Here is a 12592-nt window from a genome sequence, read left to right as displayed (position 1 = left end):
AGAACGGATTGATTTGTCGAGGGGAAACCCGGTCCATCGTGGTGGAGAACGAAAAGCATAAAGACGGTCTTCACCAATCACTTTGGCAGTTCGGCAACATCGGCGCGCGCACAGCGGCGATATGCTTCGCATCCTCGCCTCGCTGCTCTCGCTTGTCGGACTGGCCCTGTCCGGTCCCGCAGCGGCGCAGTCGCTGGGTCTGGTGGCAATGCCGGTCGTGTTCGCATCGACGCCGGTGGTGCAGCCGATCGAGGCTGCGCCGTTCTACGATCCGCGCGAGGGGCAAAAGGTGCTGCCCGAGGCCGTCGCGCTTCCCGCACCGCTGCCGCCGCGCCGCGGTGCAGACTTCGTCGGTATCCGCCCGCAGGCAGAGCTCTCCGTGTCGGATGCGCCGCGCTGGCAGGCTCCGCACGCGATCGACCGCAGCCGCCGCGACTATCGCCGGGGAATTGCCCGTTTCGGCCCGTTCCTCGTGCTCGACGAGCGCCGTGTCGCCCTGCTCGGCGAAACCGACCGCGCAACGCCGGCTGCCTTTGCGGCCATGCTGCGCGACTTCCCCGGCCTCGCGCAGATCGACATGGTCGAATGCCCCGGCACGCAGGACGATATCGCCAATATGAAGCTCGGCCGGATGATCCGTGCCGCCCGACTGGTGACGCATGTGCCGACCAATGGCTCGGTCCGGTCGGGCGCGGTCGAGTTGTTTCTCGCCGGTGTCGAGCGCGACATTTCCGACGGTGCCGAATTCGCCGTGCACAGCTGGATGGACGATTACGGCCGCGAGGCTTCCGATTTCGCTGCCGATGCGCCGGAGAACCGCAAGTATCTTGCCTATTATCGCGAGATGGGCATGAGCGAAGGGCAGGCGCGCGCGTTCTACGACTTTACCAATTCGGTCCCGCACCGCTCGGCCCGCTGGCTCGGCGCGCGCGACATGCGTCGCCTGACCGCTCCGGGCCTGCGCCAAGCGAGCGAAAGGCGCGAGCCCAAGCCTGTCGCGCCTGCTCGCGAGGTAGCAGAACCGGCGCCGAAACTCGCCTATGCGGCCATGACTTTTTCTTGACGCGCAGCGCCCGTGTGGGTATGCGCGCGCCATTCAAGCGGTCACCCCGCCCGGGTGGCCCTTTTTATTGGTGGCAGCCGGATGGCGCCGCCGGACACTGTAAGACTTAAGGACTTATCCGATGAAGCGGACTTTCCAGCCCTCGAACCTCGTGCGCCAGCGTCGCCACGGTTTCTTCGCACGCAAGGCGACTCCGGGCGGCCGCAAGGTCCTCCGCGCCCGCCGCGCCCGCGGCCGCAAGAACCTCTGCGCGTGATGTGATCCGCTGCGCCTGGCGCGCGGCGATCATCCGGCAGTTGCAAGCGGGCTCCCATCGGGGGCCCGTTTTGCGTATCTGGCATCCATGCACCCGAGCCTTTCCGTCATCCGCAAGCGTAGCGATTTTCTGGCGGCGAATCGCGGGCTGCGCGTGGCGCGCCCGGGCTTCGTTCTGCTGGCCCGGCCGAACAACGGGCAGGGGAAGCGCTATGGCATCACGGTTACGAAGAAGATCGGCAATGCGGTGGTGCGTAATCGCATGAAGCGGCGCTTTCGCGAGCTTCTTTGGGTTGCACTTCCGGAGAGCGGCCTGCCCGATCACGACCACGTCCTGATCGGCCGCGAAGGCGGGGTCGAGCGCGATTTTGCGCAGCTGCGCGAGGAACTTGGCGCGGCGCTCACTCGGGCCGCCGAGGGCAAGGGCGATCCCGGGCGCGGCCCACGCAAGCGCCGGAGCCGCCGGTCGTGAAGCACATCTTCATCTTCATCGCGCGGCTGTGGCAATGGGGGCCGAGCCGGATCCTGCCGCCGACCTGCCGCTATGCCCCTTCGTGCAGCGAATATGCCGTGCAGGCGCTGGGCAAATACGGTGCGATCAAGGGTGGATGGCTGGCGCTTAAGCGTATAATGCGCTGCCACCCATGGGGCGGGCATGGCTACGACCCGGTGCCTTAGCGCCGCTGTCTTGGCTATATAACACACCTCCCCACATACCGAACACGACTGACTACGACGGGACCGACCTTGGAAAACCAGCGCAATCTGATCCTGGCGATCGCTCTCTCCTTCCTGCTGCTGATCGGGTGGGATTATGCGATGCAATATTTCTACCCGCAGCCCGAAGAGGCGCTGGTGGAAGAGGTGGCCGATACGCCGGCCTCGCGTGCTGCCGAGGCCACGCAGCACTCGCGCACTGGCGGACTGGTCGATCCCGCATTGCAGGCGCAGGAGGAGGTCGATGTTGCGCAGGCTCTTGCCTCGCCCGACCGCCTGCCGATCGACGCGCCGCGCGTGGCTGGTTCGATCAACCTGCGCGGCGGTCTGATCGACGATATCGTCCTCAAGGATCACACCGAGACGACGGATGAAGACAGCGGCCCCGTTCGCCTGTTCTCGCCCAACGGAACCCCCGCGCAGTATTTCGCGCAGTTCGGCTGGGTCGGCTCGAACATTCGCGTGCCCGGAGTGCAGACATTATGGGAGGCGGATGGCGAGCGCCTGACGCCCGAGACACCGGTCACACTGAGCTGGAACAATGGTCAGGGCCTGATCTTCGAAATCACCTACGCCATTGACGACAATTACATGATCACGGCCGAGCAGGCGGTCAGCAATACCTCCGGCAACCAGGTGGTCGTCGAGCCCTTCGGCCTCGTCAATCGCACCAGCCGCACCGCCAGCCAGGACATCTTCAACGCGCATTCGGGCCCGATGGGTGTGTTCGGCGACACAGCCGATTACGATGTCGATTACGAGGACGTGGACGAGGCAGGCGTCGTGCGCCCGCAGGGCCGCACCAGATGGGCAGGCTTCGCCGATATCTACTGGATTGCCGCTCTAGTCCCGCAGGATGGCAGCGCGCCGGCGACCAGCTATCGCTCGCTCGGCAACGAAACCTATCGCACCGATGTGATCTACGAACCGGTGACCGTTCCGGCCGGCCGCAAGTACACCACGACCTCGCGTCTCTATGCCGGTGCGAAGGAAAGCGTGGTGCTCGACCAGTACCAGGATGCCGGAATCGAGAAGTTCGGTTTCGCGATCGACTGGGGCTGGTTCCGCTGGTTCGAAAAGCCGATCCTGTGGCTGCTGCGCACGCTATTCGACGCGGTCGGCAATTTCGGCGTCGCCATCATCATCCTGACCGTCATCGTGCGCGGCTTGATGTTCCCCATCGCGCAGAAGGGCTTTGCCAGCATGGCCGCGATGAAGGCCATCCAGCCCAAAATGAAGGAGCTGCAGGAGAAATATAAGGACGACAAACCCAAGCAGCAGCAGGAGATCATGGAGCTCTACAAGCGCGAGAAGGTCAACCCGCTCGCCGGCTGCCTGCCGATGCTGCTCCAGATCCCGGTGTTCTTTGCGCTCTACAAGGTGCTGATCCTGGCGGTCGAGATGCGGCACGAGAAATTCGCCTGGATCGACGATCTCTCCGCGCCCGATCCGGCCAACCTCGCCAATGCGCTGGCCTATGTCGGCATCGATGTGCCCGGCTGGCTGATGATCATCTTCGGCCTCGGCGTGCTCGCTGTGCTGCTGGGCTTCACCATGTGGCTGACCTTCAAGCTCAACCCCAGTGCGATGGATCCGATGCAGCAGAAGATCTTCGACATCATGCCGTGGATCCTGATGTTCGTGATGGCCCCGTTCGCGGCGGGCCTGCTGCTCTACTGGGTCACCTCCAACGTGCTGACGCTGGCACAGCAGAAATATCTCTATTCCAAGCATCCGCAGATGCGCGCGATGATCGAGGAAGAGAAAAAGAAGAAGGCGGCCGAGGCGGCCAAGGCGACCTGATGGACGAGGCCGAACTCGCCACGCTGGAAAGGCGCGCGACCAAGCTGTTCTCGGGCCGGGTGGAATTCCTGCTGTCTGCGCCGCAGCTCAAGTTCCTGCCCGAGCCGGACGTGCCGGAGATCGCCTTTTGCGGCCGCTCGAATGTCGGCAAGAGCACGCTTCTCAATGCGCTGACCGGCCGTAAGGCGATCGCGCGCGCATCCGTCACGCCGGGGCGCACGCAAGAGCTGAACTTCTTCGAGGTCGGCGATCCGACGCTGTTTCGCCTCGTCGACATGCCGGGCTATGGCTTCGCCAAGGCGCCGGTGAAAGTGGTCGAGCGCTGGAAGAACCTCGTGAAGACCTACCTGCGCGGCCGCGCAGTGCTGGCCCGCACGCTGGTGCTGGTCGATAGCCGCCACGGGCCGAAAGAGGTCGATCGGAAGATGATGACGATGCTCGACGAGGCAGCCGTCGGCTATCGCGTGGTCCTGACCAAGGCGGACAAGATCAAGGCCAGTGACCTGGAAAAGGTCGTCGCCGCGACCGAGGCGGAAGCGCGCAAGCACGTCGCCGCCTATCCGGAAATCCACGTGACCAGCGCGGAAAAGGGCATGGGCATCGGCGCGCTTAGAGCAGCGGTGCTGGCCGACGCGGGCGTTTAACTCGAAGCGATCGCTTCTTCCGCAGCACGCTTTTCTGCACTGGCCTGAAGCGCCTTCTCGCGTTCCGTCTTTACCTTGCGCGCTTGAGTCGCGAGGCCGCGCCAGGTCTGTTCTGCCCGCAGGCTGCGTTCCCGGACATTGTCGAGAGTAGCGGCCTTGGCTTCCGCAGCGGCCTCTTTTGCCCGTGCGTCGTAGAATTCGAATGTCTGGCTCATGCTCGATCTCTCGCCGGAGGGAGGTATACGACGTGCCCCCGCACACACACGATGCGCGTGCGGGGGATGGTCTGGTCGACCTTAGTCGGCGGCCGAGAGGTTCACGGCGCTGGCCTTGCCATTGCGGCCGGTCTCGACTTCGTAGTTGAGGCGCTGGTCCTTATCGAGCGTCTGCATGCCTGCGGCCTGCACGGCAGTGATGTGGACGAAGCTGTCGTCCGAGCCGTCGTCGGGCTGGATGAAGCCATAGCCCTTGTCGGCGTTAAAGAATTTGACTGTTCCGGTCTTGCTCATGATGGTTCCTTTCAAGAACGCATGGGATTGCCTCGCCGCGACATGCGGCGTGGTCGTGCTTAAAATCGTCCGATGAAAGGAAGTCGAAGTCTGGGTTGCGCCTGCACACGCGGAGGTGTCGGGCGGTCGTCAAAAGCCGAAGTCCGTCGCATAATTCGACGTCAGCGGAATCGCCCTAGCACGGCACCTGCCAATCACCTAATCGGCATTGATCGTCAGGTCGCAAACAGCATGTCATCGTTGGCGAAAGCCTTCATTTCCAGCGCGTTTCCGCTGGGGTCCCGGAAGAACATCGTGGCCTGTTCGCCGGGCTGGTCCTTGAAGCGGATGGTAGGTTCGATCGCGAAATCGACATTCGCCGCGCGCAGCCGCTCGGCCAGTGCCTGCCAATCGTCCATCCGTAGGACGATGCCGAAATGCGGCACCGGCACGCCATGTCCGTCGACATGGTTGCTCGCCCTATCGCCCGATCCGCCCGGCGCGAGATGGGCGACGATCTGATGGCCGTAAAAGTCGAAATCGATCCATTCGGCGCTACTGCGCCCCTCGTCGCAGCCCATGGTATCGCCATAGAAGCGGCGGGCTTCGGCAAGGTCGTCGACTGGGAAGGCGAGGTGGAAGGGGCGCAGGCTCATGCCGCCCGTCTAGCCCAGCCGTCGTTCGTCGCAAAGCCACTTCGTTCAGCCTCGACACTGCCAAGCTGAACCTCTACCGCGCAGGCGAAACAGGTGGGACACGCGCATGAAACTCGTCATCGGCAACAAGAACTATTCCAGCTGGAGCCTGCGTGGCTGGCTCGCGGCCAAGCAGTCGGGCCTCTCCTTCGAAGAGATCGTGGTACCGTTGTTCGGCGAGAACTGGGAGGCCGACAAACAGAGCGGCGAAATCCGCCCGTCGAGCGGCAAAGTCCCGCTGTTGTGGGACGACGAAGTGGTCGTGTGGGACAGCCTCGCCATCCTCGACTACCTCGCCGACAAGGTCGGGCGCGACCGCTTCTGGCCCAAGGACGACGTTGCGCGCGGCATGGCGCGGTCGATGGTCGCCGAAATGCACTCCAGCTTCCAGGCATTGCGGGGAGAGTGCCCGATGAACGTGCGCAAGCGCTTCGACGGGTTCGAGCCGAGCGAGGCCTGCAAAGCGGACATCATACGCATCCTCGGCCTCTGGGCGGAAGCGCGCAGCCGCTTCGGCAGCGGCGGGCCGTTCCTGTTTGGCACCTTCGGCGCGGCGGACGTGTTCTTCGCGCCGGTGGTCAGCCGCTTCATCAGCTACCAGATCGCCGTGCCCGGCTTCGCCGCTGCCTATATGCAGGCGCTGTGGGAGCATGAGTGGATGCAGGGCTGGATCGAGGCCTCGGAGAACGAGGAGTGGGTGATCGAGCAATACGAGACGGTCGGCTGATGCGGTTCGTTGCTATTCTCGCGGTGGTCCTTGCCCTGCTGCCCGCACAGGCGAAGGCCTGGGGCTATTACGCGCACACTGTCACGGCGGAGATCGCCGAGGCGAATGTCGAGCCCGAAACGCGCGCGAAGATCGAGCGGCTGCTGCGCGCCTCTCCGCAATTGGGCACGCCCGATTGCCCCCTCGCCAGCCTCGAGGATGCATCGGTGTGGCCCGATTGCCTGCGCGGAGCCTACTGGCGCTGGGGCTATACCTTCGCCTGGCATTACCAGACCGAGCCGATCACCGAGGAATACAGCGCGCGCAAGAACTGCTCCGGCGGCGCCTGCGTCAGCGCGCAGGTGGAGCGCAACCAGCGCATCCTCGCCGACGAGAGCCTGCCCGACAATGTCCGGCTGGAAGCGCTCGCCTTCATGGTCCACTTCATCGGAGACATCCACATGCCGCTCCATTCGGGCGACAAGGACGATCGCGGCGGCAACGATCGCACTGCCGCCTACGGCATCGTGCCGGGCCTGAACCTGCACTGGGTGTGGGACGGCCCGCTGGCGGAACGTGCGATCAGCGGCAATCCGCCGGTGGTGCGTCGCTATTCCGCCGCCGAGCGCGCCGAACTGGCGGGCGGTCGTGCTGCCGACTGGGGCCGCGAAAGCTGGCAGTTGTCGCGCGATTTTGTCTATCCGCAGGCCTTCGGTTGCGATCCCTGCGATGGCGAGCTGCCCGATGAGACGGTGCTTTCGCAGGACGTTCTCGACCGCTCGATCCCCATTGCCCGCCGCCGCGTGTTGCAGGCGGGCCTGCGCATGGCGGAGTATCTCGACGAAGCCTTCGCGCCCGGCCCGCTTCCCGAGCAGGAGCGCGATTCGTGAGCGCGCTCGATCTTGCGAAGCGGCTGATGGCGGCGCCCAGTGTCACGCCCGCGCGCGGGCAGGTGTTCGACGCGATGGAAGCCATGCTGGCGCCGCTCGGCTTCGAGGTGACGCGCTTCATCCGCGGCGAGGGCGAGCAGGGCACGCCGGAGGAAGCCGTAGAAAATCTCTTCGCGATCCGTCGCGGGCCGGCAGGATCGAAGCATTTCGCCTTTGCCGGGCACCTCGACGTGGTGCCGCCTGGCGACGGCTGGACCAGTGACGCCTTCGAGCCGGAGGAGCGGGGCGAATTGCTCTACGGGCGCGGCGCGGTGGACATGAAGGGCTCGATCGCCTGCATGGTCGATGCGGTGGCCAATGTGCCAGCCGAGGCCGGTACGATCAGCTTCATCATCACCGGCGACGAGGAAGGCCCGGCGCTCCACGGCACGCGCGCGCTGATCGATTACATGAAGGCCGAGAGCATCCGGCCCGACCTGTGCCTCGTCGGCGAGCCGACATCGGTAAACCGGCTCGGCGACATGATGAAGATCGGGCGACGCGGGTCGGTGAACATCTGGCTGGAGGTCGAGGGGACGCAGGGCCACGTCGCCTATCCGCACCTTGCCGACAATCCGATCCCCAAGCTGGTCGCCATGCTGGCGGAACTGGACGCCCTGGTGCTGGATGAAGGCACCGACTGGTTCCAGCCGAGCAATCTCGAGATTACCGAGATCGACATTCCCAACCACGCGCACAACGTCATCCCGGCCAAGGCCAAGGCGCGCATTTCGATCCGTTTCAACGACACGCATTCGGGCGCATCGCTGTCGGAGATAGTGGGTGCCATTGCGGAAAAGCACGGCGGCACCGCGCTGCCGATCATCTCGGGCGAACCGTTCCTGACGCCGCCGGGCGAATTCAGCGACATCATCGCCGCTGCGGTCACGGCGGAGACGGGGATCGACCCCGAACCCTCCACCACCGGCGGCACTTCCGATGCACGATTCTTGCGTGCCGTGTGCCCGGTGATCGAATTCGGCCTCTGCAACGCGACCATGCACAAGCGCGACGAGGCTGTAGCCATCGAGGACCTTTCGACGCTAAGCCGCATTTATACGCGCATCGCGAAGGACGCGCTGGCCCGCTAGAGGCCAAGTTGGGGAGGGATCGCCGTGCTGAAGACCTGGTTCGAAATTCCGCTGTGGCAGCGCGTCATCACCGCGCTCATCCTGGGCGTGCTGACCGGCTGGGCCTGGGGGCCGGATGCGGAAAGCATCAAGTGGATCGGCGATTTCTTCATCAAGGCGATCAAGATGCTGGTCGTCCCGCTGATCTTCTTCAGCCTTGTCAGCGGTGTCGCGGCGATCGGGGACTTGCGGAAGCTCGGCGCGGTCGGCGGGCGGGCGATGATCCTGTTCGTCGTGACCGGGCAGATCGCGGTGTGGCTGGGCCTCGGCCTCGGCACCGTGCTCGCGCCCGGGGCAGGCGTCGATACCAGCGCGATCCAGCGCGGCGAGACGCCGGTGCCCAACGAGACCACGGCGGTCGACATGATCCTCTCCATCGTGCCAGAAAGCCCGGTGCAGGTGATGGCCGATGTCGCGGTGCTGCCGTTGATCGTCTTTTCGCTCCTGATCGGCATCGGCATATTGATGGCCAAGGAAGAGGGCGTTCCCGTCCAGAAGGTGTTCGATAGCGGCGCGGTGATCATGCAGAAGGTCACCATGATCGTGATGGAGCTCACCCCCTTCGGCGTCTTCGCGCTGATGGCCTGGGTGGCAGGCACGCTGGGGCTGGATGCGCTGGTCAGCCTCGCCAAGCTGGTGGGCCTCAACTACCTCGGCTGCCTGCTGATCATCGCCTTCATCTATGGCGGGATGATCAAGTTCCTCGCCAAGCTGCCGGTGCGCGATTTCTTCCGCGGGATCGTCGATGCGATGGCGGTGAGCTATTCCACCGCCAGCTCCAACGCGACTCTGCCGGTGACCTTGCGCTGCGCGGAGCGCAATCTCGGCGTCTCGAACTCGGTTGCGGCCTTCGTGATTTCGCTCGGCGCGACGATCAACATGAACGGCACGGCGATGTATCTCGGCCTTGCCACGCTATTCGGCGCGCAGATTTTCGGCGTCGACCTGTCGATGGGCGATTATTTCCTCATCTCGATCCTCGCGACGCTCGGCGCAGTCGGTGCGGCAGGCATTCCTGGCGCGGGCCTTATCATGATGGCTCTGGTCTTCGGCGCGGTCGGCGTGCCGCTGGAAACGATCGCTTTCGTCGCCGGTGTCGACCGGATCATGGACATGATGCGCACGACGACGAATGTTTCGGGCGATGCGGCAGTGGCGACGACCGTGGCGGTGATGACGGGCGAGATCGACCGGGGCGAGATGATCTCCGCGGATGATGTTTGACGTGCCTAATGATGACCGAGTCGAAAGCGCCAATTCTCGATAAGATATTCGCTGAATTGCGCTTGCGGTGCGATCCCGACGGCTACATTTTCACTTACGTAGACGACTTGGATCGTTGGTCCGGACTTCTCGGCCTTCCTTGGTTCGAAAGCTTGAACTGCATTGGTGTCGAATTGGCCAAGCGCTATGACAGCGGCACAGTGAATTATGCCTTTGGAGATTCGCTCGCGAATGAGTTGTGGAGTGAGATGATCTCACGTCACCAGGAGATACCGGAAGGCTGTTGGCCTCAGCAGTTCGATGAGGTTTATTTGGCATTCGATGCCGGAGAGTTTCGTCGAAAAAAGGACGGGGATGCAGACCCGGTGAAGCTCTATACGGACCCGATGATCGCGGATTTCGTTGCTAGTCTTTCCTAGCGCCCCTTCGGCTTCTCCAGCACCTTCTTCCGGTAGCTGCACAAATCCGCCACCTTGCACCGCCAGCACTCGGGCGTCCTTGCCTTGCAGACATAGCGGCCGTGCAGGATCAGCCAGTGATGCGCGCCGAGGCGGAAGGGCTGGGGCACGCGCTTTTCGAGTTTTGCCTCGACCTGTTCGGGTGTCTTGCCCTTGGCGAGGCCGGTGCGGTTGCCGACGCGCAGGATGTGCGTGTCGACCGCGAAGGTTTCCTGACCGAACCAGCAGTTGAGTACGACATTGGCCGTCTTGCGGCCCACGCCGGGCAGGCGGACGAGGTCATCGCGCGTGTCGGGCACCTCGCCGTCATATTCGTCGACCAGCAGCTGGCTAAGCGCGATTACGTTCTTCGCCTTCGAATTGAACAGGCCGATGGTCTTGATGTGCTCCTTCAAGCCGTCTTCGCCCAGCGCCAGCATCTGCTGCGGCGTCTCGACCTCGCGGAATAACGCGCGCGTCGCCTTGTTCACCCCCACGTCGGTCGCCTGCGCCGATAGCGCCACGGCCACCACCAGCTGGTAGCAATTGCCATATTCCAGTTCCGTCTCGGGCGAGGGATTGTCCTCGGCGAGGCGGCGGAAGAATTCGAAAATCTGGTCTTTGGTCATCGCTTGCTGGCGGTCCGGATGAAGGGGAAGGCCGCGACGCTCCACAGCATGCCCCAGACGATCATCCGGCCTCCATGGGCTGCTTGCAGGTCCGGGTCCGACAGGAACGGCAGCGTCAGAGCGACCAGCACCGCGAGCATCGCTGCGAAACCGATCAGCCCGAGCTGCCACGGGGCCGGAGTCTGCACCAGCGACGCATAGCCTGCCGGCAGTCCGATCGCCGACGCCAGGCCCGCCCACAGCGGCCAGGCATATGCCACGCCTGCCTCCGGTATGCTCATCACGTAACCGATCGCGCTGAACAGGATGGCCAGTGCGAGGCCACAGCCGATGGCGAAACCCTTCAAAGCCCCAGCACCTGCTCCATCGTGTAGCGTCCCGGTTCGCGGCCCTTCAGCCAGTCGGCTGCCTTGATCGCGCCGCGCGCGAAAATCTCGCGGTTCTCGGCGCTGTGGGAGAGGGTGATGCGCTCCTGCTCGCCAGCCAGGATCACGCTGTGTTCGCCCGCCACGGTCCCGCCACGCAGGGCCGCAAAGCCGATTGCCCCGCGCTCGCGCGCGCCGGTCTGCCCGTCGCGACCGCTCTCCCGGTTCGTGGCAAGATCGATCCCGCGCCCCTCCGCCGCAGCCTCGCCCAACAGAATCGCGGTGCCGCTAGGCGCATCCACCTTGCGGCGATGGTGCATCTCGACGATCTCGATATCCCAGTCCGGCCCGAGCCGCGCGGCGGCCTCCTGCACCAGGTGGGCGAGAAGCGTAACACCGAGCGAGGTATTGCCTGTTTGCAGGACCGGCACGGCCCGCGCGGCATGATCTATCGCTTCGTGGTGACCCGGCTCCAGCCCGGTGGTGCCGATCACGATCGGCACGCCAGCGCCGATCGCGGCATGGAGGTTCGCCTGCAGCGCCGCCGGGGCGGAAAAATCGACCAGCACATCGCTCACATCGGCCAGATCACCCACGTCGTCGCCCTTGTCGACGCCGCCTGCATAGTCGTGGCCCGAGGCCTCGATCACGCGCCGCAGCGCTTCGCCCATGGCGCCCTTGCTGCCGATTACGCCGATGTTTGCCATTCGTCCTTGTCGCCCTACCGCTTCGCTGCGTGAGGGCGGTTGATCCCCTCACTGCCTTCGCTACTTGAGAGGAATGGCTGAAATACGCAACATCGTGATCCTGACCGGCGCGGGGATATCGGCCGAGAGTGGCATCGACACCTTCCGCGCCGAGGGCGGGCTGTGGGAACAGCACAAGGTCGAGGACGTCGCCACGCCCGAAGGCTTCGCGCGCGATCCCGATCTGGTGCTGCGCTTTTACGACATGCGGCGCGAGGCGATCCAGAGGAAGCAGCCCAACCCCGCGCATGACGCGCTCGCCCGGCTGGACGAGCACTGGGAGGGCAACCTCCTGATCGTCACGCAGAATGTCGACGACCTGCATGAGCGCGCCGGAGCGAAGCGGGTGCTGCACATGCACGGCACCCATCTCAACGCATGGTGCACCGCCTGCGATGCGAAGAACCCGTGGACCGGCACGCTTGCGGACCGTCCGCCATGCCCCGCCTGCGGGACGAATGCGCTGCGACCCGATGTCGTCTGGTTCGGCGAGATGCCTTACGAGATGGAGCGCATCTATGCTGCGCTTCGCACCGCGGACCTGTTCGTCAGCATTGGCACTTCCGGCGCGGTCTATCCTGCCGCCGGTTTCGTGCGCGATGCGCGCAGCCTGGGCGCACGCACGCTGGAGCTGAATCTCGAGCGCAGTCAGGGCTCGGGCTGGTTCGACGAAAGTCGGCAGGGCAGGGCTAGCGAGCTGGTGCCCGAGTGGGTCGATACGCTGCTGGATAGGTAAGGCCTGTCGGAACGCCCGAGCGGCG

General features: G+C 64.5%; 18 protein-coding genes. 12 read left to right on the top strand and 6 right to left on the bottom strand.

Annotated features, from left to right (window positions below; all coding sequences use genetic code 11):
- The first annotated feature begins 121 nt into the window (after positions 1-121).
- The 6 genes from P8R33_RS04965 (at position 122) to yihA (ending at position 4482) form a co-directional block, all read left to right on the top strand.
- A complete protein-coding gene (locus tag P8R33_RS04965) occupies positions 122-1063 on the top strand; it encodes a hypothetical protein (RefSeq protein WP_347569027.1) in 942 nt (313 codons plus the stop codon).
- Between the two features lie 121 nt (positions 1064-1184).
- On the top strand, positions 1185-1319 hold the full coding sequence (rpmH, locus tag P8R33_RS04960; protein WP_278327865.1) for a 50S ribosomal protein L34: 135 nt from the start codon (positions 1185-1187) through the stop codon (positions 1317-1319).
- A gap of 87 nt (positions 1320-1406) precedes the next feature.
- Positions 1407-1790: a ribonuclease P protein component gene (rnpA, locus tag P8R33_RS04955; protein ID WP_278327864.1), complete on the top strand. Its 384-nt coding sequence runs from the start codon at positions 1407-1409 to the stop codon at positions 1788-1790.
- Positions 1787-1996: a membrane protein insertion efficiency factor YidD gene (gene yidD, locus P8R33_RS04950; RefSeq protein ID WP_278327863.1), complete on the top strand. Its 210-nt coding sequence runs from the start codon at positions 1787-1789 to the stop codon at positions 1994-1996. Before rnpA ends, yidD begins: the two co-directional genes overlap by 4 nt.
- A gap of 69 nt (positions 1997-2065) precedes the next feature.
- Positions 2066-3838, top strand: a complete 1773-nt coding sequence (gene yidC, locus P8R33_RS04945) for a membrane protein insertase YidC (RefSeq protein ID WP_278327862.1) — start codon at positions 2066-2068, stop codon at positions 3836-3838.
- Complete coding sequence (gene yihA, locus P8R33_RS04940) at positions 3838-4482, top strand: ribosome biogenesis GTP-binding protein YihA/YsxC (protein WP_278327861.1); 645 nt, start codon at positions 3838-3840, stop codon at positions 4480-4482. Before yidC ends, yihA begins: the two co-directional genes overlap by 1 nt.
- Here yihA and P8R33_RS04935 read toward each other — a convergent pair.
- The 3 genes from P8R33_RS04935 to P8R33_RS04925 form a co-directional block, all read right to left on the bottom strand.
- Positions 4479-4697, bottom strand: coding sequence for a hypothetical protein (locus P8R33_RS04935; protein ID WP_278327860.1), 219 nt, complete (start codon positions 4695-4697; stop codon positions 4479-4481). The genes yihA and P8R33_RS04935 overlap by 4 nt on opposite strands.
- Before the next feature lie 81 nt (positions 4698-4778).
- On the bottom strand, positions 4779-4991 hold the full coding sequence (locus P8R33_RS04930; protein WP_278327859.1) for a cold-shock protein: 213 nt from the start codon (positions 4989-4991) through the stop codon (positions 4779-4781).
- A 215-nt stretch (positions 4992-5206) separates the two neighbouring features.
- Positions 5207-5626 (bottom strand): VOC family protein, encoded by a 420-nt coding sequence (locus P8R33_RS04925; RefSeq protein WP_278327858.1) that lies wholly within the window; start codon positions 5624-5626, stop codon positions 5207-5209.
- 106 nt (positions 5627-5732) lie between these two features.
- Between P8R33_RS04925 and P8R33_RS04920 the strand changes: the two genes are divergently transcribed.
- Genes P8R33_RS04920 through P8R33_RS04900 form a run of 5 tightly spaced genes read left to right on the top strand, consistent with a single transcriptional unit; the run spans position 5733 to position 10073 of the window.
- The gene (locus P8R33_RS04920) at positions 5733-6392 is read left to right on the top strand and encodes a glutathione S-transferase family protein (protein WP_278327857.1); all 660 of its coding nucleotides are present in this window, start codon (positions 5733-5735) and stop codon (positions 6390-6392) included.
- Positions 6392-7261, top strand: a complete 870-nt coding sequence (locus P8R33_RS04915; RefSeq protein WP_278327856.1) for a S1/P1 nuclease — start codon at positions 6392-6394, stop codon at positions 7259-7261. The genes P8R33_RS04920 and P8R33_RS04915 overlap by 1 nt, the downstream gene beginning before the upstream one ends.
- Positions 7258-8391: a succinyl-diaminopimelate desuccinylase gene (gene dapE / locus P8R33_RS04910; RefSeq protein ID WP_278327855.1), complete on the top strand. Its 1134-nt coding sequence runs from the start codon at positions 7258-7260 to the stop codon at positions 8389-8391. The genes P8R33_RS04915 and dapE overlap by 4 nt, the downstream gene beginning before the upstream one ends.
- A gap of 24 nt (positions 8392-8415) precedes the next feature.
- On the top strand, positions 8416-9654 hold the full coding sequence (locus P8R33_RS04905; RefSeq protein ID WP_278327854.1) for a dicarboxylate/amino acid:cation symporter: 1239 nt from the start codon (positions 8416-8418) through the stop codon (positions 9652-9654).
- 8 nt (positions 9655-9662) lie between these two features.
- Positions 9663-10073: a hypothetical protein gene (locus P8R33_RS04900; RefSeq protein ID WP_278327853.1), complete on the top strand. Its 411-nt coding sequence runs from the start codon at positions 9663-9665 to the stop codon at positions 10071-10073.
- Here the strand turns inward: P8R33_RS04900 and nth are convergent.
- Genes nth through dapB form a run of 3 tightly spaced genes read right to left on the bottom strand, consistent with a single transcriptional unit; the run spans position 10070 to position 11792 of the window.
- Positions 10070-10720, bottom strand: a complete 651-nt coding sequence (gene nth / locus P8R33_RS04895; RefSeq protein WP_278327852.1) for an endonuclease III — start codon at positions 10718-10720, stop codon at positions 10070-10072. The two genes, P8R33_RS04900 and nth, sit on opposite strands and share 4 nt — an antisense overlap.
- Positions 10717-11067: a hypothetical protein gene (locus tag P8R33_RS04890; RefSeq protein WP_278327851.1), complete on the bottom strand. Its 351-nt coding sequence runs from the start codon at positions 11065-11067 to the stop codon at positions 10717-10719. The genes nth and P8R33_RS04890 overlap by 4 nt, the downstream gene beginning before the upstream one ends.
- Entirely contained in the window at positions 11064-11792 is a 729-nt protein-coding gene (gene dapB, locus P8R33_RS04885; protein ID WP_278327850.1) for a 4-hydroxy-tetrahydrodipicolinate reductase, read from the bottom strand. The genes P8R33_RS04890 and dapB overlap by 4 nt, the downstream gene beginning before the upstream one ends.
- Positions 11793-11865: 73 nt before the next feature.
- Between dapB and P8R33_RS04880 the strand changes: the two genes are divergently transcribed.
- A complete protein-coding gene (locus tag P8R33_RS04880; protein WP_278327849.1) occupies positions 11866-12567 on the top strand; it encodes an NAD-dependent deacylase in 702 nt (233 codons plus the stop codon).
- Positions 12568-12592: the final 25 nt, after the last annotated feature.

It is taken from the genome of Qipengyuania flavescens (assembly GCF_029688735.1).
Lineage (GTDB): Bacteria > Pseudomonadota > Alphaproteobacteria > Sphingomonadales > Sphingomonadaceae > Qipengyuania.
This window is presented reverse-complemented; position numbering and strand designations above follow the sequence as displayed.